The organism is Ruegeria sp. CDSC081 (genome assembly GCF_059610485.1).
On the sequence record NZ_JBXWNS010000005.1, the window covers coordinates 363,939 to 386,492 of the forward strand.

General features: G+C 57.6%; 22 protein-coding genes. 13 read left to right on the plus strand and 9 right to left on the minus strand.

Annotation, left to right across the window (positions count from 1 at the left end):
- Positions 1-30: 30 nt before the first annotated feature.
- The 3 genes from AC2FH9_RS11720 to uvrC all read left to right on the plus strand — a co-directional run bounded on the left by AC2FH9_RS11720 (position 31) and on the right by uvrC (position 3,975).
- Positions 31-993, plus strand: coding sequence for a calcium/sodium antiporter (locus tag AC2FH9_RS11720; RefSeq protein WP_142635277.1), 963 nt, complete (start codon positions 31-33; stop codon positions 991-993).
- 16 nt (positions 994-1,009) lie between these two features.
- Entirely contained in the window at positions 1,010-1,789 is a 780-nt protein-coding gene (locus AC2FH9_RS11725) for an SDR family oxidoreductase (protein WP_271948592.1), read from the plus strand.
- Between the two features lie 290 nt (positions 1,790-2,079).
- The gene (gene uvrC, locus AC2FH9_RS11730) at positions 2,080-3,975 is read left to right on the plus strand and encodes an excinuclease ABC subunit UvrC (protein WP_496871638.1); all 1,896 of its coding nucleotides are present in this window, start codon (positions 2,080-2,082) and stop codon (positions 3,973-3,975) included.
- Here the strand turns inward: uvrC and AC2FH9_RS11735 are convergent.
- Complete coding sequence (locus tag AC2FH9_RS11735; RefSeq protein ID WP_281995276.1) at positions 3,972-4,856, minus strand: DMT family transporter; 885 nt, start codon at positions 4,854-4,856, stop codon at positions 3,972-3,974. The two genes, uvrC and AC2FH9_RS11735, sit on opposite strands and share 4 nt — an antisense overlap.
- Before the next feature lie 175 nt (positions 4,857-5,031).
- On the opposite strand from AC2FH9_RS11735, the gene pgsA reads away from it, so the two are divergent.
- The 3 genes from pgsA to AC2FH9_RS11750 are packed head-to-tail and all read left to right on the plus strand — an operon-like array spanning position 5,032 to position 6,397.
- Positions 5,032-5,700 carry a CDP-diacylglycerol--glycerol-3-phosphate 3-phosphatidyltransferase gene (gene pgsA / locus AC2FH9_RS11740; RefSeq protein WP_496871640.1) on the plus strand — a complete coding sequence of 223 codons (669 nt, stop codon included), beginning with the start codon at positions 5,032-5,034 and terminating at the stop codon, positions 5,698-5,700.
- A gap of 3 nt (positions 5,701-5,703) precedes the next feature.
- A complete protein-coding gene (gene moaD / locus AC2FH9_RS11745) occupies positions 5,704-5,949 on the plus strand; it encodes a molybdopterin converting factor subunit 1 (protein ID WP_142635267.1) in 246 nt (81 codons plus the stop codon).
- 4 nt (positions 5,950-5,953) lie between these two features.
- The gene (locus AC2FH9_RS11750; RefSeq protein ID WP_281995277.1) at positions 5,954-6,397 is read left to right on the plus strand and encodes a molybdenum cofactor biosynthesis protein MoaE; all 444 of its coding nucleotides are present in this window, start codon (positions 5,954-5,956) and stop codon (positions 6,395-6,397) included.
- Between the two features lie 590 nt (positions 6,398-6,987).
- Here AC2FH9_RS11750 and AC2FH9_RS11755 read toward each other — a convergent pair.
- Positions 6,988-7,680, minus strand: coding sequence for a Crp/Fnr family transcriptional regulator (locus AC2FH9_RS11755; protein ID WP_142635263.1), 693 nt, complete (start codon positions 7,678-7,680; stop codon positions 6,988-6,990).
- A gap of 179 nt (positions 7,681-7,859) precedes the next feature.
- Here AC2FH9_RS11755 and hemA point away from each other — a divergent pair, with 179 nt between their 5' ends.
- Entirely contained in the window at positions 7,860-9,083 is a 1,224-nt protein-coding gene (hemA, locus tag AC2FH9_RS11760) for a 5-aminolevulinate synthase (RefSeq protein WP_496691867.1), read from the plus strand.
- Positions 9,084-9,139: 56 nt separating this feature from the next.
- Here hemA and AC2FH9_RS11765 read toward each other — a convergent pair whose 3' ends face one another.
- The 7 genes from AC2FH9_RS11765 to AC2FH9_RS11795 all read right to left on the minus strand — a co-directional run bounded on the left by AC2FH9_RS11765 (position 9,140) and on the right by AC2FH9_RS11795 (position 15,837).
- Positions 9,140-9,427: a cytochrome C oxidase subunit IV family protein gene (locus tag AC2FH9_RS11765; protein ID WP_496749964.1), complete on the minus strand. Its 288-nt coding sequence runs from the start codon at positions 9,425-9,427 to the stop codon at positions 9,140-9,142.
- A gap of 5 nt (positions 9,428-9,432) precedes the next feature.
- The gene (locus tag AC2FH9_RS11770) at positions 9,433-9,981 is read right to left on the minus strand and encodes a cytochrome c oxidase subunit 3 (RefSeq protein ID WP_496871641.1); all 549 of its coding nucleotides are present in this window, start codon (positions 9,979-9,981) and stop codon (positions 9,433-9,435) included.
- Positions 9,978-11,900, minus strand: a complete 1,923-nt coding sequence (locus tag AC2FH9_RS11775) for a nitric oxide reductase activation protein NorD (RefSeq protein WP_496871643.1) — start codon at positions 11,898-11,900, stop codon at positions 9,978-9,980. The genes AC2FH9_RS11770 and AC2FH9_RS11775 overlap by 4 nt, the downstream gene beginning before the upstream one ends.
- Before the next feature lie 9 nt (positions 11,901-11,909).
- On the minus strand, positions 11,910-12,719 hold the full coding sequence (locus AC2FH9_RS11780) for a CbbQ/NirQ/NorQ/GpvN family protein (RefSeq protein WP_416383916.1): 810 nt from the start codon (positions 12,717-12,719) through the stop codon (positions 11,910-11,912).
- A gap of 5 nt (positions 12,720-12,724) precedes the next feature.
- On the minus strand, positions 12,725-14,092 hold the full coding sequence (locus AC2FH9_RS11785) for a cbb3-type cytochrome c oxidase subunit I (protein WP_496676741.1): 1,368 nt from the start codon (positions 14,090-14,092) through the stop codon (positions 12,725-12,727).
- A gap of 15 nt (positions 14,093-14,107) precedes the next feature.
- Entirely contained in the window at positions 14,108-14,557 is a 450-nt protein-coding gene (locus tag AC2FH9_RS11790; RefSeq protein ID WP_142635251.1) for a c-type cytochrome, read from the minus strand.
- A gap of 98 nt (positions 14,558-14,655) precedes the next feature.
- Positions 14,656-15,837 carry an NnrS family protein gene (locus AC2FH9_RS11795; RefSeq protein WP_271948613.1) on the minus strand — a complete coding sequence of 394 codons (1,182 nt, stop codon included), beginning with the start codon at positions 15,835-15,837 and terminating at the stop codon, positions 14,656-14,658.
- A gap of 232 nt (positions 15,838-16,069) precedes the next feature.
- Between AC2FH9_RS11795 and AC2FH9_RS11800 the strand changes: the two genes are divergently transcribed.
- The 6 genes from AC2FH9_RS11800 (at position 16,070) to AC2FH9_RS11825 (ending at position 22,551) form a co-directional block, all read left to right on the plus strand.
- The gene (locus AC2FH9_RS11800; protein WP_271948614.1) at positions 16,070-17,746 is read left to right on the plus strand and encodes a cytochrome D1 domain-containing protein; all 1,677 of its coding nucleotides are present in this window, start codon (positions 16,070-16,072) and stop codon (positions 17,744-17,746) included.
- A 123-nt stretch (positions 17,747-17,869) separates the two neighbouring features.
- Positions 17,870-19,654 carry a NapC/NirT family cytochrome c gene (locus AC2FH9_RS11805; protein WP_496691872.1) on the plus strand — a complete coding sequence of 595 codons (1,785 nt, stop codon included), beginning with the start codon at positions 17,870-17,872 and terminating at the stop codon, positions 19,652-19,654.
- A 53-nt stretch (positions 19,655-19,707) separates the two neighbouring features.
- Positions 19,708-20,115: a cupredoxin domain-containing protein gene (locus tag AC2FH9_RS11810; RefSeq protein WP_281972618.1), complete on the plus strand. Its 408-nt coding sequence runs from the start codon at positions 19,708-19,710 to the stop codon at positions 20,113-20,115.
- A 189-nt stretch (positions 20,116-20,304) separates the two neighbouring features.
- Positions 20,305-21,066, plus strand: a complete 762-nt coding sequence (cobA, locus tag AC2FH9_RS11815; RefSeq protein ID WP_271948622.1) for a uroporphyrinogen-III C-methyltransferase — start codon at positions 20,305-20,307, stop codon at positions 21,064-21,066.
- Positions 21,059-21,409 carry a c-type cytochrome gene (locus AC2FH9_RS11820; RefSeq protein WP_271948625.1) on the plus strand — a complete coding sequence of 117 codons (351 nt, stop codon included), beginning with the start codon at positions 21,059-21,061 and terminating at the stop codon, positions 21,407-21,409. The genes cobA and AC2FH9_RS11820 overlap by 8 nt, the downstream gene beginning before the upstream one ends.
- Positions 21,406-22,551, plus strand: a complete 1,146-nt coding sequence (locus tag AC2FH9_RS11825; protein WP_496691874.1) for a cytochrome D1 domain-containing protein — start codon at positions 21,406-21,408, stop codon at positions 22,549-22,551. Before AC2FH9_RS11820 ends, AC2FH9_RS11825 begins: the two co-directional genes overlap by 4 nt.
- Positions 22,552-22,554: the final 3 nt, after the last annotated feature.

Genomic DNA, 22,554 nt, shown 5'->3' on the forward strand with positions numbered 1-22,554 from the left:
TCCCTGTGCCTGCGAAAAAGGAGGCCGCGCATGACGGCATGGCTGTTATCCGGTCTCGGTTTGTTGATCCTGTTGCTGGCGGGGGATGCGCTGGTACGCGGTGCCGTAAACCTCAGCCTGCGGATTGGAGTACCGGCGTTGATCGTTAGTTTGACGATCGTGGCATTCGGCACCTCGGCGCCAGAACTTCTGATTGCAATCAGTGCAATTAAGGAAAACGCACCGGGCATCGCCCTGGGTAACGTTGTGGGGTCGAACACGGCCAATATCCTGCTGGTGCTGGGCCTGCCTGCGCTGCTTGCCACGTTGCACACCAGCGAATGTGACAGCCGCAAGAACTATGTGTTCATGTTGCTGGCAACCGTTCTGTTCATCGGCCTTGCCTTCTGCGGCGTGTTCAACCTGTTCAGCGGCGCGATTTTGCTGGCTGCTCTCAGCTTTGTTCTATGGACCGCCTTCCGAGAAGCCCATGCCCATCGCAAGGCCTGTGGCAAAGCCTGCGCCGAGGATGACGATTTTGATGGCCTGGAAGAAGCCGATCCAGACATGCCCTATTGGAAGATTTCAGTCTACCTGGTGCTCGGACTGATAGGCCTGCCGATGGGCGCACATCTTCTGGTCGACAACGCTACAATCATTGCCCGCACTTACGGCGTCAGCGAGACTGTAATCGGACTGACACTTATAGCGGTGGGAACTTCTCTGCCGGAACTGGCGACCACTGTTATGGCTGCACTGCGCCGACAAGCCGATGTCGCATTGGGCAATGTTATCGGGTCCAACATGTTCAATCTGTTGGCCATCGTCGGCATTGCAACCCTGTTTGGGCGCATTCCTGTTGATCCAGAATTCCTGCGATTTGATCTTTGGGTCATGCTGGGCGCATCACTCCTTTTGGTCCCCTTTGTATTTTTCAAACGGGATATCACCCGCGGATGGGGAATTCTGTTGACAAGTCTTTACGCGGTTTACGTTATTTCCTTGTTGGTGTGACACAAAGAGAGGCCGCATGACCCGAGCCCTAGTTACCGGTGCCGGAATTCGCCTTGGTAGGGCAATGGCCCTTTATCTGGCCGGGCGTGGGTACGACGTGGCGGTCCATTACGCCTCCTCTGAACAAGAGGCATCTAAGGTTGTCGCTGAAATCAGGGCCCTAGGCCGCAATGCGGTAGCTCTGCAGGCCGACCTGTTAGAAGAAGCAAGCGTGGCTGCCCTGCTGCCACGCGCATCCGAGGCGCTGGGCGGACCCATTACCTGCCTGGTCAACAACGCTTCGATATTTGAATACGACAACATCCACACGGCCACCCGGCAAAGCTGGGACCGCCACATGAACAGCAACCTGCGGGCGCCATTCGTTTTGACTCAGGCGATGGCTGAACAGGGTCTGGAACCTGAAACCGATGATGCAGGAGAGCCGCTGGCAACGGGCCTGATCGTAAATATGGTCGACATGCGAGTCCGCAAACTGACGCCCGAATTCATGTCCTACACCGTAGCCAAAATGGGGCTATGGGCGTTGACCCGTACTGCAGCTCAGGCGCTAACCCCGGCGATCCGCGTCAATGCCATCGGACCGGGACCGACGATGCAGGGTCACAGGCAATCCGAAGATCACTTCAAAGCACAGCGCGCCAACACCATTCTGGAACGTGGGTCAAACCCCTCTGACATCACCGCTGCACTTGGGTATTTCCTGGATGCTCATGCGGTCACCGGCCAGATTCTCTGCGTGGATGGCGGACAGCATTTGGGATGGCAGACACCGGATGTTCTGGGCGTGGAATAACGTTTGGTGCTGGAAGTTTTGCACCGCTCTCATTTCTGTTATCAATCCGTTACAAAAATGTCTTTTTTTTCATACACTTGCCATGTGTAGAAATTTTTACTGTTTAAATTCAATAGATTACATATGTGCCTATTTTTTAAGCAAATCAAGGAATCCTTAATGAAACAAGGGAAAATTCAAGCCCCACAAAAGTTATCTGCACAGTTATCCACAGAATACGTGGATTTGTTTTCCCTTGATCTGAAGTGCTCAAGATTGCAGCCATGGTCAAAGAATCACATATTTTGGCCATGACCTCTCAAGACGACACCAACAGCTCTCAGAATGACGCCCATTCGACGGCCCAGTCGACAGGATACGCCTGCATCCAGCGATATGCGAAAACGCTCGACAGTTCACCTGGCGTGTACAGGATGCTGGATGCGGACAGCCGAGTTCTTTACGTCGGCAAGGCGCGCAATCTGAAGGCACGGGTGTCGAACTATACAAGACCGGGACACTCTGGCCGGATCGAGCGGATGATTGCGGCCACGGCCTCGATGATGTTCCTGACGACCCGGACCGAGACCGAGGCGCTGCTGCTTGAACAGAACCTGATTAAGCAGCTCAAACCGAAATACAACGTGCTGCTGCGCGACGACAAAAGCTTTCCCAATATTCTGGTGGCAAAGGACCATGTCTTTCCACAGATCAAAAAGCATCGGGGAGCAAAAAAGGAAAAGGGCGCGTATTTCGGCCCCTTCGCCAGCGCGGGTGCCGTGAACCGAACCCTGAACCAGCTGCAAAAGGCCTTCCTGCTGCGCAACTGTTCTGACTCGATGTTCGAAAGCCGCACCCGTCCCTGCCTGCTCTATCAGATCAAGCGGTGTTCTGGGCCTTGTGTCGGGTTGATCTCGGATCAGGATTACCGTGAAAGCGTCAAGGATGCGGAAAGATTCCTGTCAGGCCGGTCGACCAAAGTGCAAGAGGAGCTGGCCGAACAGATGATGGCCGCGTCTGAGGCGATGGAGTTTGAACGCGCCGCTGGCCTACGCGATCGCATCCGGGCGCTGACGCAGGTGCAGACCTCCCAAGGCATTAACCCGCGCGGTGTGGCCGAGGCGGATGTGATCGGCCTGTATATGGACAGTGGGCAGGCTTGCGTTCAGGTGTTCTTCATCCGCGCCAACCAGAACTGGGGCAACAAGGACTTCTATCCCCGCGTCGGGGCAGATGTGTCAGCCGCCGAGGTGATGGAGGCGTTTCTGGGTCAGTTCTACGACAACAAGGAACCACCCCGTCAGTTGATCCTGTCAGATGCCATTGAAAACGCCGATCTGATGCAGGAGGCGCTGACCGAAAAAGCCGGTCGCAAGGTAGAAATCCTTGTACCCCAGCGTGGTGAGAAACAAGAACTTGTCGCAGGGGCCATACGCAACGCGCGTGAATCCCTGGCCCGGCGGATGTCGGAAAGTGCCACGCAGGCCAAACTGTTGCGCGGGATCGCCGAGGCATTTAATCTGGATGCCCCGCCAAACCGGATCGAAGTCTACGACAACTCCCATATTCAAGGCACCAATGCCGTGGGCGGCATGATCGTGGCCGGCCCCGACGGATTCATGAAAAATGCCTATCGCAAGTTCAACATTCGTGGAGATGACCTGACCCCCGGTGACGACTTTGGCATGATGAAAGAGGTGCTGACCCGCCGCTTTACCCGCCTGCAAAAAGAAGATCCCGACCGTGACAAGGGAATGTGGCCCGATCTGCTGCTGATTGACGGTGGCGCCGGGCAAGTGAGTGCCGTCCATGAGATTATGGCGCAGCACGGGGTCGAGGAGATCCCCATGATAGGTGTCGCCAAAGGCGTTGACCGCGACCATGGTAAGGAAGAATTTCACCGCACTGGCCAAAGGCCCTTTGCGCTGAAACGCAACGACCCGGTGCTCTATTTCATTCAGCGCTTAAGAGACGAGGCCCACCGGTTTGCCATCGGCACCCATCGAGCCAAGCGTGCCAAGGCCGTGGGGGCCACACCGCTGGATGAAATCCCCGGCGTGGGGGCCGCGCGCAAACGTGCCCTGTTGGCTCATTTCGGCAGCGCCAAAGCAGTTGGCCGGGCCAACCTGGCCGATCTGAAAGCGGTCGAGGGGATTTCGGCCGGCTTGGCGCAAAAGGTCTATGATTTCTTCCACGACAAGGGCTAGGCCCGCCGCCCTCGCCACAGGATGTACAGCCCCGAGGCCACAATCAACGCGCTGCCGATCCACATGGTCTGGTCTAGTTGCTCGCCGAACAGGAACACGCCCAGACCGATACCGAACAGCAGACGCGTATAGCGGAACGGCGTCACGGCCGAGACCTCTCCGATCCGCATCGCCTTCATAAGCGAGGCATAGGCCATCACACCCATAAGCACCGCACCGGTCAGAAACAGACCGTTGTACAGATCGAGCGGGACGATTGGCACGTCCTCCCACAGGCGATAGGCCAAACCGGCAACGATGATGCTGAGGAAGCCGTAAAAGCCCAAAACCTCGGTCCCCAGTGTCGCCGGGGCTGCGCGGCTGGCCAGATCGCGACCGGCAAAGCCCAACATGCCCAGCACCGCCAGAATGGACAGCGCCGAAAAGCTGTCTCCGGTCGGTTGCAGGATGACTACAACGCCAATCAGACCGATCAGAATCGCGCTCCACCGTCGCCAGCCAACTGTTTCGCCAAAGATCAGCGCAGCGCCAGCGACCACGACCAACGGAGTGGCCTGCAAAATCACAGTAGCTGAGGACAAAGGCGTCAGCACAATGGCTAAGACATAGAATAACCGTCCGAATACCTCGAAGAGCACGCGCACTTTCATCGGGCGCGACAGGACATCCGGCTGAAACAGTTGCGTGCCGCGCGCCAGTGCAACCGCCGCAAAGACCAGCGCCCCACCCACCCCGAACAGAACCATCACCTGCCAGATCGGTACGGCACCCGAAGCCGCTTTCAACAGCGCGTCTTCCAGCGCAAACCCCGCCATTGCGGCGATCATCCACAGGCTGCCGGTCAGATTTGACCGGGCATCGGTTTGTATATGAGCTGTCATGATGTGCCTTCTGTCCCGGATACGTGCGGTGAACCTGACCGCAAATAGAACAAACTCCAAGGGGCATGGACGCACCACGCGCTGCCTGCGGCGCTTTGACCAAGTTCATGGGACAAGTACGGTTTTTTGACTGTCTATCTTTTCTGTTGGATTTTAGCGATGTAGGGTCCGCTGCATGAAGTGGAACCTACCCAATATTCTGACCGTCCTGCGTCTGCTGGCAGCCCCGGGGCTGGCCGTGATGTTTTTGTATTTCACCCGGCCCTATGCCGACTGGTTCGCGTTGATCCTGTTCCTGACAGCCGCCTTAACCGACTGGTTCGATGGCTATCTGGCACGAGCGTGGAAGCAGGAAACAAAAATTGGCGCCATGCTGGACCCGATTGCCGACAAGGCGATGGTGGTGATCGCGCTGATGATCTTGGTCGGGTATTCGGCCGAACACTGGACGCCGTGGCTGGTCCTGCCTGCCACTGTGATCCTGTTTCGAGAGGTCTTTGTGTCAGGCCTGCGCGAATATCTGGGTGATACGGCTGGGACGCTGAAAGTTACCAAACTTGCCAAATGGAAAACCACGGCCCAGATGGTGGCGATAGCCGTCTTGTTTTCACAGGGCATCTTCGAGCATTACTTTGTGATGGCCAGCTTCGGCATGGACCCAACGCTGATCGACCAGATTCTGACCGGGCAAGAAGAAGACCTGAACGGCCTGCGCTGGCATCTTGAAGGGATGTTCTGGTCCAGTCGGTTCGGCCTGTGGCTGCTGTGGATCGCAGCAGCGCTGACATTGATCACCGGCTATGACTACCTACGTAAAGCCATGCCACACCTGAAGGAGAACTAAGGGATGGATGTGCTGTATTTCGCATGGGTCCGCGAACGGATCGGACTGCCGAAAGAACGGGTTGAAACCGAGGCCGCCACCGTATCCGATCTGGTCGCAGAACTTAGCGCGCGCGAGGATCGCTATGCAGCGGCCTTTGCGGATCTGTCGGCCTTACGTGTTGCGCTGGATCAGGAATTGTCGGATTTTGACGCCCCGTTGGCGGGCGTTCGTGAGGTTGCCTTTTTCCCACCAATGACAGGTGGCTGAGGTCATGCGCATCGTGGTGCAGGAAGACCCGTTTGACCTAGGTACCGAGGCAAATGACTTTGCGGCGGGCGATGCTGCAAATGGCGCAATCGTGACCTTTACCGGTGTTGTGCGTGATCTGGCCACGGGCGATTTGGACGTGATGGAGATTGAGCATTATCCGGGCATGACGGAACGGGCCTTGACCCAGATTGCGCAAGAAGCAATGGACCGCTGGTCGCTGGGCAATGTGCTGGTGATCCATCGGCATGGCAGGCTCGCTCCGGGGGATCGGATCATGATGGTGGCCACTGCCGCACCGCATCGCAAGGATGCGTTCGAGGCGGCCGAATATCTGATGGACTACCTAAAATCCCGCGCCCCCTTCTGGAAGAAAGAAATCACCACCGCTGGTGCGGAGTGGGTTTCGGCCAAGGACGAAGACGAAGATGCGCTGACCCGGTGGTAAACACGGGTCCCTGGATATAAGCCTTTGCACCATGCTGTTCGTATCCGGTGCTCACATGCTTATCATCATCTGCTACAAATTTGGATCCGCCATACATATGCTGGATAAAGGTGTTGGTTTCAGGCAGCCGCTCAGTTTCGATCAACTCTAGAACCGAAAGCAAAACATCCCGCATGTGGGCAAAGATGTTGAGACAATCTTCCTCCGCCGAAGCCGCAAAAGAAATGACTATCGACAGGAAAGCGATAATCAGCTCTGTCAGAATGCCGGTTCCAATTAGATAGTCGTTGAACAGATTTCTGACATCGTAGTAGCCCCTAAAGGTTAGAGTTTCCCATTCGATTTCGACCCTAAGTACAGGCGGAAGATGCCGACTGGAACTTGACGGCATATCACTCAGCTGCGTGGATCCAGGAAGCACCAAAACCAGCTTGTTTTGGAGTTCTGGACTACCTGACGTTGCACAAGGCCCTTATCCGGAAACAGGGAATCGTGTTCACGGGATCGATGCGCATGTCCTAGCCTGAATAAAGAAGCACGTTCTCGGGGCTCTTTGGCGCACCCGGCAAAGCACCGGCCAATAAATTCGGTCACTTTTCGGAGGGGTCACTTTCTGCATAGTCTCGCAGTACTTGAATGTCCGAGAGCAGGGCATGTGTCCGGTCAATTTTAACGCCAAACGGCTTTAGCCGCGAAAAGGCGCGGCTCAGGCTTTCGGGCTTCATGCCCAGGCGCCCGGCAATCAACATCTTGTCATAGGGCAGCTCGACAACGCAGTCCCCCATCTCGGCTTCGCAGAGAGTCAGAAGAAATTCTGCCACCCGCTGTGCGCCGGTCTGGGCCTTAAGCTGCTCAAGCTGGGCGACCAGAGAATGCAGATGGGTAAAGGTAGCTGCCAGAATTGACACCCCAATTTCCGGGTCCTCTCGCATAAGGGACAAAAGGACCGGACTTGGAATGTGCATGATCTCACAGGCCGAAACTGCCTCGGCCGAAACCGGATAGGGAACGTTACGCAAGGCGACCGCTTCGCCAAAGCTTTCGCCGCGGGTGAAAACGCTGACAACTGCTTCGGCACCGGTAGGGGACATGCGAAACAGCTTTACCCAGCCCGACAGAACCACATGAATGGCCTGGGCTTTTTCTTCCTGTAGAAAAATCGTCTCTCCGCGATCATATTTCCGCCAGATCGCGTGGCTTAACAGCGTGTCGATATGATGCTCGGGAAAGCTCTTGAGCAATAGTGACTGCTTGGCGATCGCTTTTAGTGCCTCATGCGCCACGAAGCTTTCCCCTCTTTTCTAGTTGCGTACCCGATCAGTACGTCCGTCCTCTTAAGGCTATGCCAAACCTTCGGCTTCCAAGCCAGCCTTTCCTTTCTGCGGCTTGACATTTGTCATGTTGCGTAGCGGGCCCGGCACATAGTCTTGCTGGAAAGCCAGTATTCCCGGGAGTGTTCGAGATGGACTACGAGCGTTTTTTCAGCCAAAGCCTTGAGCATCTGCGCGACGAAGGCAACTACCGCATCTTCATTGATCTACAGCGCCGCTGTGGCGCGTTCCCGAATGCACGCCAGACGGACGGCGCTTTACAGCGCGACGTACGAATTTGGTGTTCCAACGACTATCTGGGAATGGGCCAGCATCCTGATGTAGTCGGGGCAATACACAAGGCACTCGACCGTTGCGGCGCGGGCGCAGGGGGCACACGCAATATCTCGGGCACGACACATGACCACGTTTTGCTGGAACAGGAACTGGCCGACCTCCACGGGAAAGAAGCCGCCCTTCTGTTCACCTCTGGCTATGTGTCGAACTGGGCGGCACTTGGGACGCTGGCTGCGAAGATCCCAGGTCTGATCGTATTCTCGGACGCTTTGAACCATGCCTCCATGATTGAAGGCATCCGCCATTCGCGGGCACAAAAAGTGATCTGGAAGCACAATGATCTGGCGGACCTCGAGGCAAAGCTGGCCGCAGCCGATCCAGATGCGCCCAAGATGATCGCCTTCGAATCTGTCTATTCGATGGATGGGGATATCGCTCCGATCAAAGAGATTTGCGACCTGGCGGATAGATATGGTGCGATGACCTATCTGGACGAGGTCCACGCCGTTGGCCTTTATGGCTCGCGCGGTGGTGGCATCGCCGAACGCGAAGGGTTGATGGATCGCCTGACTGTCATCGAAGGGACGCTGGGCAAGGCCTTCGGCGTGGTTGGCGGTTACATCGCGGCATCCGCTGCCTTGTGTGACTTTGTCCGCAGCTTTGCCAGCGGGTTCATATTTACCACCGCCCTCCCGCCCGCAATAGCAGCAGGCGCTGCCGCCTCGATCCGACACCTCAAGCAATCCAATACCGAGCGCGATCTGCAGAAAACCCGCGTTGCGCAGGTGCGCGCCAAACTGGACGCCGAAGGCATCCCGCATTTGCCCAATCCCAGCCACATCATCCCGGTGATGGTAGGTGACCCGGTGAAATGCAAATTCATCTCGGATACGCTGCTGGAAGAATTCGGGATCTATATTCAGCCGATCAACTATCCGACCGTTCCCAAAGGCACCGAACGCCTGAGAATTACCCCCTCTCCGGTTCATACGAACGAAGATATCGACCATCTGGTCGGTGCCTTATCGGCCCTGTGGCAACGGTGTCAGATCGCGCGAATGCCGATGGCCGCACAATAACTGAGGCGTCCCTGCGCTTGGAGAACTGCCGCCCCACGGGGGCGGCTTTTTTCATGTCAAAACAGTGAGAGGCCGAAGATCACCATCGCAAATCCGGTCAGTACATTGGTGAAACCGCTAAGCCAGGCCGGGCTGTGCGTCAGGTCCAGATATCGTGCAAGGATAATGCGGGCTTTGGACAGGGCCAGGATCAAAATGCCTGCGCTCAACACCGGTGAGGACAGGGGGAGTATCGTCAGCAGGGCCGAAGCGGTGCTCAGAACCAACAGGCTGAGCCATGCGCGGGTGAGCGGGTTTGAGAGCATCCAGCGGGAGCTGTTTTGATCCGGTGAGGTTTGGGTCATGCCCGTCATCCCAGCAGGTAGATCACGGGGAACAGCATGATCCAGACGAGATCGACCATGTGCCAAAACTGGGCGCCGGCCTCGATATTGCGGGGATTGTCCCTCCAGGCGACCAGCAGCAGGATAACAACCCCAGCCAACACATGTGCCGCGTGGAAGCCGGTGAGCAGATAGTAGAACAGGAAGAACGGATGGGTCTCGTAGGTAATTCCTTGTGCAGCCTTGTCCGTGTATTCCACGCCTTTGATAATCAGGAATACAACGCCCAGCGCGGCAGCTGCGATTAACGCCAGGCGGGCAGCAGTCCGACGCGCAATCTGCCGCCAATGCAAGGCTTGCGCGGCCAGATAGCCAGAGGTGACCAGAACCGCAGTGTTCAGCGCGGCTCCGGTGCGGTGCAGATGCGATTGCGCCTCGGCAAAGCCCGCCGGATCGGTCAGGCGCACGCCCATGAAAGCGATCAGGCCCGCGCCAAAGACCAGCAGCTCCGAAATGATCAGAACCCACATCAGTAATTCGCCGGGCAACTCGTCGATAAGGGACGCGTCGCTCATGCGCCGACCAGTTGGCGGTAGATTTGCGGCAGCGCCATAGTCAGGCGATGCGGGTCCGGGATGACGGCAAAGCCACCCTGCCCGAACATCCGCGGGAACCAGCTTTTACCTGTCTTGTCGATGGTGACGCCAAAGACCGATTGCCCGGCTCGGCGCGCCTCGCGCACGGCCATGTGGGTGTCTTCGATTCCGTGGCGGCCTTCGTAGTGGTCAAGATCATTGGGTTTGCCATCGGTGATCACCAGTAACAACCGGCGCTTACGCGTTTGGGTGGCCAGATCGGCCGAGCAATGGCGGATCGCGGCACCCAGCCTTGTATAGTGCCCTGGGCGTAACGATGCGATGCGCTGTTCAACCTGGCTGCCCATCACCTCATCAAACCGTTTGCAGCGTTGCACATAGACCCGCTGTCGTTTCAGTGAACTGAAGGCGTGAATGGCGAAATCATCACCACAGGCGTTCAGGCCCCAGGCCAGCGCTGCCAGCGCCTCGCGTTCGATGTCGATCACGGCGCGTCCAGTCACGGCACTTTCGGTCGAGCGGCTGACATCCAGCAGGATAGAAACCGCCAGATCGCGTGCCTCGGGGCGGGATTGTTGCCAGATGCGTTCGGTACCTTCCCCGTTTGCACAGCGGTCAACCTGCGCCCGAACGGCGGCCTCGATATCCAGCTGATCGCCGTCCAGATGGCCTCGGGTCATCACGCGGCCCGGGCGCAGCGCTTCGAACTGGCGTTTGACGGCGCGGATACGGCGGGCGGTGGCGGGGTCTTTTCCAAACTCGGCGGCATCCTCACGAATATCGGCGTCCGAGGTTAGAACGTTGACGTGATCGGGCAGGTATTGCCCGGTGCGCACGTCCCATTCCGGATAGAGAATACGGCCCGACAGACGTTCGCGATTCACATCCTCGGGTGCCAGGTCCAGATGCAATTTCAGCTTGGTCGGTGGCGCCTTGGAAATCTGGCCCAAACCGATCTCATCCTGATCATCGGCGGCCTTTTTGGCATTGTCGGGATCATCGTCATCAATGCGCCGGTTGATGTTAAGAAACTCGGCCCAGCTGAGGATCGCCTCGAATTTATGAAGGATGAAACTGTCACTGCGTTCAGCCTGGTCGGATTTGCGCCGCCGGGCACGGTGGGTTTTCTCACCCGATTCCTCGGGCGGGCCTTCAGTATCGGGGTTTTCGACATCGTTATGCTCTGAAAAACCAACAGCGCGCAATTCCGGCCACAGAGGGACAGGGCGGAAATGTTGATATCCGCGTGGGGCAGTCAGGTCATCGTCAAATGACATGAATTGCCTGGCCTTCGGGGATAAAGACGCGGGGTCGCCCAGCCGATGGCGGATCAGTTCTTCAACCGCTGTTTCCACGGGCGGGAGGCCGGATTTGTTGCGGTCATGCAGAACACCTTTGCAAAGCTCGGTGTAAAGCGGTCGCAAGCCGGGGGCGTTGTCCAAGGTCGCATTAACCATCGATTGTGCGGCGCTCAGCGCGTGCAGATCGGCGCGCAACGGATCATCTTCGACGATCCGGGTTCCCGCATGGGCCGCTGCGGCGGCCAGCCAAACATACAGCGCTCCGTTCGCCTCGCGCGCGGGAAACACCGCCAGACGGTCCGGGAGGCGCAGCACTTCGCCATCGAACGAAGCGCGCGGCATCAGTTCAACTTCGGTACCCAACCGACGGCGCCAGCTTAGGCGATGGTGTGAAACTTCGGGCGAGACCGGGCGCAATTCAACACCCGGACTGCCCCCAAGCCCGCGAAAAAGGACTGCCAGCCGCCCCGCGACCTCAGAAAGGTCGACCGCGGCTCCAACATGCACCTGGGGTGCATCGAGACGGCTGGCAAGGGAGTGCCACAGTTTCCCGATCGTTTCTTCGGGTTCCCATGGCTCAAAATCGATCCTGAGCATCGGCCGGCCTCACCCAAAGACAGCCGTGACAAGATCGAGGAGCCCGCGTTTGATGTCCTCGTCATCTGTCAGAGGTTCGATCATGGCGGCAAGGATCGCGCGGTCGGTGGACATGCCCTGCGCGATCAGCGTGGCGGCATAGACGACCAGACGGGTGGAAACGCCCTCTTCAAGATCCTGCCCCCTGAGCCCGCGCAGTTTACCTGCCAAGCGGATCAGCGGTTTGCAGCGTTCCAGCGCCAGCCCGCTTTCTTTAGCGACCACCTTTGCCTCCATCTCGGGCGACGGAAAGTCGAACTCCAGTGAGATGAACCGCTGCCGGGTCGAGGGTTTCAAGGTTTTCAGGATATTCTGATATCCCGGGTTATATGAGGCGACCAGCATGAAACCGGGCGCGGCCACAAGCTCCTCACCGGTGCGGTCGATCGGTAGGATGCGCCTGTCGTCAGTCAGCGGGTGCAGCACGACGGTCACGTCCTTGCGCGCCTCGACCACTTCATCCAGATAGCAGATCGCGCCTTCGCGCACCGCGCGGGTCAGGGGCCCATCGACCCAGATCGTTTCCCCGCCTTTCAGCAGGTAGCGCCCGATCAGGTCCGCAGCGGCAAGGTCATCGTGACAGGCCACTGTGTAAAGCGGGCGGCCAAGACTGGCGGCCATATGCGCCACAAACCGGGTCTTGCCGCAACCTGTCGGGCCTTTCAGCAGGACCGGCAGGTTGTTGGTATAGGCAGCAGCGAACACGTCACATTCATCACCCTGTGGCAGGTAGAAGGGGGCGTCAGCCGCCCCCGTTCTCAGTTTCATGGAGCCATCCATATCCATCACTCCGCTGGGGTTTCGGCCGCGCCGGCTTCAATGATCTCTTTCCGGGGAACCCAGATCGAGTAGATGAACAGCAGCGCACCCAAGACCACGACGATGCCAGAGCCAAGGCGCATCCAATAGAAGATCGCGACCTGATCCTGCACATCCATGAAGTAATCTCCGACCACCCGCTGCATGTGCGTCTGCACTGTTCCAGCAAAGGTCAGCACAAAGGTCATGAAAACCATACCGCTGGACATCAGCCAGAAGCTGCCCATGTTCAGAACCTGATTATAAGGATCGCGGTTCTTCAGGATCGGCATTGCATAGCTGAAGATTGCCAGGTTGAGGCAGACATACGCACCATAGAACGCCAGGTGACCGTGAGCCGCAGTGATCTGCGTACCGTGGGTATAGTAGTTCACCCCGTGCAGCGTGTGCAGGAAGCCCCAGACACCGGCACCGAAGAAGGCCAATGTGGCACAGCCCAGCGACCACAGCAGCGCCGCTTTGTTCGGGTGGTCCCGACGGCCCTTCCAGACCATCACAAAGGCAAAGGCCATCATCGCAAAGAAGGGGATCACTTCGAGGCTTGAGAAGATCGAGCCGATCCACTGCCAGTACCCTGGTGTGCCTATCCAATAGTAATGGTGACCTGTACCAAGGATACCCGAAAACAACGCGGCGGCGACAATGACATAGAGCCATTTCTCGACAACCTCACGGTCTACCCCGGTCAGCTTCAGCATCAGATAGGCCAGGATCGAGGCCATGATCAGTTCCCAGACACCTTCGACCCACAGGTGGACAACATACCACCAGTATTGCTTGTCCAAGGACAGGTTGCCCGGGTTGTAGAAGGCAAACAGGAACAGCAGCGCCAGACCCCAAAGACCCAGCAACAAGATGTTGGTGATCGCGGTCTTCTTGCCCTTCAGAACGGTCATCGACACGTTGTACAGGAAGATCAGTGCGGCCACGACGATGCCGGCCTTGACCCATTTGGGTTGCTCAAGGAACTCGCGCCCTTCTTTACCCAGCAGCCAGTTGCCTTCAAACAGGTTGAACGTATAGGTCAAGACCACGCCCAGTGTACCGACCACCAGAATGATCAGCTGCAGATAGGCCAGCATGGGCGAATGGATCTCACGCTCGGCCTCTTCCGGGATCAGAAAATAGGCCGCACCAAAGAACCCGAGGATCAGCCACACGATCAGCGAGTTGGTGTGCAGCATCCGCACGATGTTGAACGGCAAAAGCTCGCTCAGGAAATTGGGTGATACATAGATAAAGCCGGCCAGAAGGCCGCCCAGAACCTGTATCGCGAATAGGGCCATTGCCACCGCAAAGTAGGCATAGGCGATTTTTTGGGATTCGTATTTCATTGCTCCGTTCCCTTCTCAGCCCGCCTCGTTGGGCGGCCAGTCCTGAGCGTCGATATTGTCCGTCCAGATCAAAAAGTTGGTCAGATCACGGATGTCTTCGTCGCTGAGGTTGAAATTGGGCATCTGACGACGACCGGGAATGTCTGTCGGCTGCGCCTCCATCCAGCCTTTGAGGGCTTCAAAGGCCGATTCCGGGTCGTCCAGCACGCCCCAACGTGTCATCACATTGCCAACCTCGGGTGCAAAGTATGCACCTTCGCCAAGGATGGTATGACAGTTGATGCAGGCGTGTTTTTCCCAGACGTGCTTGCCCCTGATCACACTTTCATCGAGCTTTGCTGCGTTCTCAGAGTTCACGATATACCAGTGAGAATGGGCCGACAGAGCCAGAAAGATGAGGATAAAGAACAGTGACCCGCCATAGAATATATTGCGTGCCATGCTCTTGGTCATGACTTCTCGCATTGCGCTCTCCTTTGCGCAGATTAGCTAGTCTGGCTAAAATGACGGGATGGGCACGGTATATCCTTAACGAAAGTCAAGACTTGCAAAAGGAAATGAAATCACGCTGACCGTTGCACCTTGGGACCCGTCAGCGCCGGCCACATCGCGATCAGGAAAAGCGCAAAGGCGCTGACCCACAACCCGTCCGACAGCAGCATCGCAACCATGTAACCTGCATTCAGATCTGCACCAATCCACCGCGACAGGGCCGCCACCGCCATCAGACCATAGGCCACCGCCATTGGGCCGGGTGCCACCAGCGCGCGACCACTGTGGCCAAGCGCGGCGCGGCTCATGACCGCCAGGGTCATGCCGCCGACGCATCCGATGCCCAGGATGTGTAGGGCTGCGATCTCGTTTCCGAAACCCAGCACTGACAGCCCCCAGAGGATCAGTCCCAGCGCCAGCATTGCAAGCCCAAGATACAGTGCCAATAAGATCGGCTCCCGCGTAGCCCAGCCCGCGCGCCAGCGGGCCATGCGCGAAACCTGTGCCACCCCTAGAACCAGCGCCATCGATCCAGCCACAGCACCTGACCCCAGCACCAGAACGATTGGTGGCAGGGTCAGGGCAACCGCCATCGCTGATTTGTCCAGAATTGGCACAGATATTGGCCAGTTCGCCTCGGGAACGCCCGCGCGTCTCATGGCGTTTCGGGTAAAGGCCGGGGTGATCCGTCCGCCAAGAATGGCAATCATCGCGCAGAGCGCCAGCAACCCCGCGCGCAGCCCGGTATGCAATGTGTCATCCGTCATCCCGGTCCATTCAAGATGCGTGAACAGATCAGCAATCCAGATAAAGCTGAGCAACAGCAGAAAGAGCATGTTCTGAGGTTTCGGCTTCCGGATGAGCTGGGTTGCAATCTTGACCGCCAGAATCGGTACAAAGGCCAGGTCGACCACCGCCACAAGCGCCGCAGGCAGCATCCCCGAAAACCACATCGCCATCCGACCAGCCAACCACAATCCGGCGGCCAACGTTATGAACTGCGCACGCGCATCTGGTGCGCCGGTCCAATTTGGCACTGCGGTCAGAAAGAACCCGCCCAGCGCGGCTGTTGCATAGCCGAAGATCATCTCATGCGCGTGCCACATGGGCGGGGCCATGCCATAATCCGGCACTGCATATGGCACCGTCAGCCACAGCCCCCAAACCACTCCGACAAAGAGGCCATAGAGGCCGGCGGACAGAAAGAATACACGAAACCCTTCACCAAACACGCGGGTGATGATTGCGGGCATGGCTGCTCTCCTTGGTGTTTTCCAAGCCCTAGCAAGCCGCCCGGCTGCGCGACTTAACAAAAATCAAACCGGCCGAAAAAGTGTGCCAAAGATACAGATTTTCCCAGCCGGAAAATTGACGTTTTTCCCTGCCCGCCACCTGAATTGCGCGGCTGGTGTTGACTTTCGTCAAGGAGCACCCTTGCGCGATGCCCCACGCTTGGACCGCCTCACCAGCAAATGGAGAGTGATCATGTCACTTGGAATCAGCTATACCAAAACGGGCCGCGTCTTCGGGGTCGGTTTGGCGATGTTGCTGGGCAGTGTCGCTGCACCAGCTTTCGCCGAAGAGCCAACTTTGAACGAAGAAGCGTTTGAAGCGTCCAAACAACTTTACTTTGAACAATGCGCGGGGTGCCACGGTGTCTTGCGTAAAGGCGCCACTGGCAAGAATCTTGAACCGCATTGGAAGAAAACCGCAGCTGACGGCGCCGTGACCGAAGGCGGCACACTTGCGCTTGGGCAAGAGCGGCTTGAGAAGATCATCGCCTGGGGCACCGAAGGCGGGATGAACAACTTCTCGGACATCATGTCCGAGCAGGAAATCAAAGACATGGCGACTTACATCATGATGGAGCCGCCCAAACCACCTGAAATGTCGCTGGACCAGATGATGGCGACCCGCAAGGTATATGTTGAAGAAGAGGACTACCCAACCGAGCCGATGCATGGCCGTAACTGGGAAAACTTCTTTGTTGTTATCGAGCGCGACGTCGGCAAAGTCGCTGTTATCGATGGCGACACCAAAGAGGTGCTGACACATATTCCGACCGGCTATGCGGTGCACGTTCTGAAAGCATCCGAACACCATTCGCTGGAAGAGCCGGAACAGCCCGGTCGTTTCTGGTACACCATGGGCCGCGACGGCAAGATGACCAAGATCGACCTCTGGCAGACGCCGGACAAGATGTTGGTGTCTGAGGTAAAGATTGCCTATGATGCCCGCGACGTTGCTGTTTCCGGCGATGGCAAATACGTCATCGGCGGGGGCTATTGGCCGCCGCACTTTGCAATCGTTGACGCCCAAACGATGGAGCCGGTCAAGGTTGTATCGACCCGCGGCGTGAACGTGGACGGGGACTATGTGGAAGAGGCTCGCGTGGCCGCTATCTACACAACTCCAAATGAGCCGACCTGGATCGTTGCCGTCAAAGAGCTGGGGCAACTGTGGCAAGTAGATTATACTGATCTAGACAATCTGCGGATCGACAAGATCGACAGCGCCAAATTCCTGCATGACGGGTTCTTCGATCCGACGGGCCGGTATTTCCAGATCGCTGCAAACGCATCGAACAAGATGGTGGTTGTAGATACCGAGACCCACAAGCTTGAGGCGATGATCGACACGGCCGCGTTGCCGCATCCCGGTCCGGGCGCAAACTGGATTGACCCGAATTGCGGGCCGGTAGCTGGCACAACCCACCTCGGGGTTGGCACCGTGACGGTCTGGGGCAACGACCCCGAAAACCGACCCGATGACGCCTGGAAGATCTGCTACGAAGTGGAAACAGACGGCCCGGGCCTGTTCGTCCGTACGCATCCGGAATCGGACTATATTTGGGCTGACCAGACCAAACACCCGGAACCGGAAGTGCAGCAATCTGTGCAGGTCATCTCGAAAGAAACCGGCGAGATCGTGAAAACCATCCAGATCACCGAAGACGAAGGCAGCGCCGCTGTTCACTTTGAATTCAACGCGGATGGAACCGAGGTCTGGGTGTCCAAGTGGAACCTGTCGGATTCAAAAGAACCCAACGGTCAGATCGTGATCTTTGACGCCAAGACTTTGGAAGAGATCGGTCGCATCGAAGGGCTGTACGCCCCGACCGGCAAGTTCAACGTCTACAACCGGTCGAACCACGTCACCTGACGGGTTTCGATCAACTCGGAGCAGGGCGGGCCCCTCGCCCGCCCTGTCCTTGTTTCATCCATCAGCCGAATGCGCAGGCCTGACACGCCGCGCCAGTCAACACAGCCAAAACGGAGCCCGGACATGACCTCCGATCCAGATAAGAAACCACCGATCTGGCGTCGGTATTTCCTGTGGGGAATGCCTGTGGCCGGTATTGCCGCTGCCTTTGCCGCCGGGATCGTCTTTTGGGGTGGGTTCAACACCGCCATGGAAGCCACCAACACCAAAGAGTTCTGTATCTCGTGCCATGAGATGCGCGATTTCGTCTATGAAGAATACACCGGGACCATCCACGATGTGAACCGATCGGGGGTCGGGGCGGTCTGTTCCGACTGTCACGTACCCAAGGACTGGACCCACAAGATGATCCGCAAGATCAAGGCGTCCAAAGAACTGTATGGCAAGGTGGTTGGCTCGATCAGTACACCCGAGAAGTTCGAAGCTAAGCGTATCCATCTGGCGATGAATGAATGGGAAAGGATGAAGGCCACAGATTCGCGCGAGTGCCGCAACTGCCACGACTTTGAATCGATGATGCCCGAGTTCCAGCGCCCCCGCGCGCGCCAGCAACATTTGAACGCAATGGAGACAGGCCAGACCTGCATCGACTGCCACAAAGGGATTGCGCATTCGAACATCCGCGACAGGGCCACAGATGAATATCTGGAACAGATTGAAGCCCCGAATCCTGATTTCATCCGTGCAATTCCGCCAGAATACCTGGCCAGTCTCGACCGTGTAGAAGCCAAGGAGGCGGCTGAGGCCGAAGCCGAAAAATCGGCCAAGACAGCACAACAAGAGGCGGTGCAAGCCCAGATCGCAGCCGCTGTGGACGCTGCAGTCGCCGAAGAACGCGCCAAATCAAGCGGTGAAGAATCTACAGCCCCGGCAGGCGGTGGCAGCGATATCGGAGGCGATATCGACTGGACCAGCATCGCAAGCGCGGATCTGAAGCTGTTTTATCCCGGTCAGGCTTCGTTTGAATGGGTTCAGAATGGCAAGTTCCACGGCGGCGCCCGGCCACTGACAAAAGGTGGCGACCAATGTTCGACTTGTCATGCCAAGGAATTGGACATGATTGGAAACAAGATCGTCGCAGGCGGCGAGCTGGAACCAACCCCGATCCCTGGAAAACGTGGTGTGATCGACGCAACTGTTCAGGCGGCCCATGATGCCGAAAACCTCTATATCCGCCTGCAATGGCCGGATGCAGGTCACAATCCTGCACCATTTGTGGATGGCGGGAAGATGGACCCGGACAACCAGATCAAGGTCGCCATGATGATCACCGGAACCGGGATCGAAATGGGGGATCAGGTGGGCTGCTGGGCCTCGTGCCACGCGGACAACACCTATATGCCGTTTGACCCGGGTGCAGATGCGATTGTCGCCAATGGCGATGTTGCAGGCCGCCTGGCCGCTCAGGACACTGTGACCAAATATATCAGCGAAAGCCGCACCGAGGTCGAAGTCAAAGGCCGGCGTGGGAAAGCTCTGGGTGGCTGGGACAAATTGCAGGCCGAAGCGCAGATCGCGCAATATCTGGATGACGGCACCTATCTGGATCTGATGCGCGTCTATGCCGATGGCAGCGCCAGCAACGGCTATCTACTGGAACAACGCATAGTCAATGATGGCGAAATCGCCGCCTCGGCCAACTTGTCGGGTGGTATTTGGACCGTCACGTTCTCGCGGCCCTTAAACTCGGGCGCACCAGGTGATGTGCCATTGGAACCGGGCAAGACCTATACGGTCGGCTTTGCAATCCACGATGACTTTGCCGCGGCACGATTCCACCACGTGACGCTGAACACAAGCTTCGCGCTGGACGACGACAGTGCCAATATCAACGTGGTCGGACAATGACTGATGGGGCCGGGTAAACCGGCCCCAATGTATTTGGTATGGAGACTTGGACGATGAAGATCCGCCTACTTCTTCCTGCATTTCTGGCTTTGGCGTCACCTGCGGTGGCCGCTGACGAAGACACAGCTGAGATCTGCGCTGAGGCAGAAACCCGCTACGTGGATCTGTTCGGTCAGCCGTCTTCAGATGTGGAAGATGCAGAGGTTGTGCTGATGTACAAATACAATTTCTGCCCAGCCCAACTGACGGTCAAAGCGGGGACCACAGTGCGTTGGGTGAACGTAGACAAACGCACCAGCCATAGCGTCCTGCTGAAAGATGGCAGCAAAGCCGAGAGTGACCGCCTGTTCCCCGAGGAATTTGTTGATCTGACATTTCTTGTTCCCGGCGCCCAGGATTACCTGTGCGGACCACATTGGGAGACACAGAACATGTTCGGAATGGTCACCGTAGAGCCCTGATAAGCGGCAGGCTGAAAGATGCGCGGGCGCAATTCCCGTGCTCCTTAACTTAAGTCAAGGAGGTCGGTTTACCTGTGCGCCAACTTGTTTCCATGACACGCCCGGTTCCCCCAGCAACGTCCCATATTCGCGCATGGAAACGACCAAAACACCGGGTTCCGAAGACATTCAGAACAAGCGAGTTTGCACATGAGCGGTAAGGTTTTTCTGATTGGTGCCGGCCCTGGTGATCCCGAACTGATCACCATGCGCGCCCTGCGTATGCTGCAGGAGGCGGACGTGGTGGTCTATGACCGCCTTGTTTCGGATGAAATTCTGGCCATGCACACCGAGGGCGCGCGGCTGATCGCCGTCGGCAAGGCCCCCAAGTGCCACACTGTTCCTCAGGATCGCATCAACGAAATCCTGCTGGAACACGCACGCGCAGGTCACGTTGTGGCCCGGCTGAAAGGCGGGGATCCGATGATCTTTGGTCGCGGCTCGGAAGAGGCCGCTTTTCTGATGGCACACGGTGTTACGGTCGAATACGCACCGGGCATCACGGCGGCACAAGGCGCATCCTGTTCGACCGGCGTGCCCCTGACCCATCGCGGACTGGCGACCTCGGTTCAATATGTCACCGGGCACAGGCAGTCCGACAAAGTTCTTGATCTGGATTGGAAACGACTGGCGGACCCGGATACGACGCTGGTCGTCTATATGGGCGTGGCCAATATCGGCCAGATCGCCATCGGCTTGATGACCGAGAACCTACCCGGATCCACCCCGGTCCTGGCTGTTGGGCAGGCCACCAGTGCCTCTGAACGCCGCCTTGTATCCCGACTGGACCAGATTGCCGCGGATGCGCGCAAGGCGGATCTGAAGGCTCCTACCTTATTCATTATCGGAAAGGTCGTTTCGCTTTATGCCAATCAGGCCCTGACCGAGATTTTGGAGCGGGCGCATGGGTAGCCTGGCGCATATGGACCGCAAGCAGCCGGGCTGGGCCGCGCATACTGTTCTGACTGCCGTCGTTCTGGTTGCCACTTCCGCTCTGGCCGCTGACGCCATCGACCCAACCGCCCTGAAACGGTTGGTCCACCAGGATTGCGGCTCGTGCCACGGATTGTCCCTGAAAGGCGGGCTTGGTCCTGATCTGCGACCGGAAACTCTGGAACATTACGAGGCGGACGTCCTGACGGGGGTCATACTGGACGGCATCCCCGACACGGCTATGCCCCCCTGGCGCCCCCTGATCAGCGAAGAAGAGGCCGAATGGATCGCCCGATACCTGCTGGAACAGGAGGCAAAATGAAACAACTTGCCCTTGGCATCGTTGCCCTAATGATGATGACACCTGCCAATGCAGACCCCACCGCCACCGGAGATCTGGGCCTTGTGATCGAACGGGCAAAAGGGTCGGTCTTATTGGTGGACCAGTCGGACCGGGCCGCATTGGCACGGATCGAAGGGTTGGGCGATCTGTCCCACGCCTCCCTGGTCTATTCACCCGACGAACGCTTTGCCTATGTTTTTGGCCGCGATGGCGGGCTGACCAAGGTTGATATAGTGACCCGTCAGATTGCAAATCGGGTCGTGCAGGCTGGCAATTCCATTGGCGGCGCGATTTCGGATGACGGCCAACTGGTTGCGGTGTCGAACTATGAGCCGGGTGGCGTACGCGTGTTCGACGCGGATACGCTGGAACTGGTTGCCGACATTCCCACCGACAGCAAAACCATAGGTCTTGTCGATGCGCCGGGCCGTCGGTTCGTGTTTTCCATGTGGGACACGGGCGAGACCTGGATTGCTGATTTCGCAAATGGCGCGCCCGAGATCACCAAGATCACCGATATGGGTAAGAACCCCTATGACGCGCTGATCACCGCCAATGGTCGCACTTATATCACCGGTCTGTTTGGTGAGGACGGGCTGACCGCGCTGGACCTATGGGCAGACAATCCAAAACCGATCCGCGTGCTTCCAGGCTATGGGCGCGGACAGGAAGAGATGCCGGTATACAAGATGCCTCATCTTGAGGGCTGGGCACTGACGGATCGCGAATTTGTCCTGCCCGCGGTCGGCCACCATGAAGTTCTTTGGATTGACGCCGAAACCTTGACAGAAACAGGCCGCACCCAAACCCATGGTCAGCCGGTCTTTGCCATGGCGCGCCCGGATGGGCGACAGGTCTGGGTGAATTTTGCCCATCCATTGAACGATACGATTCAGGTCATCGACAGCGTCAGCAAACAGGTCATCCACGAATTCTCTCCGGGCCCTGCCGTCCTGCATATGGAGTTCACGGCACGCGGGCATGAGGTCTGGATCAGTGTCCGCGACGCCAACAAGGTCGTGGTCTACGACACGCATAGCTTTGAAAAGCTGCGCGAGATCGCGGCGGACAGCCCCTCGGGTATCTTTTTCACCGCCCGCGCGCACAGAACAGGGTTGTAACCC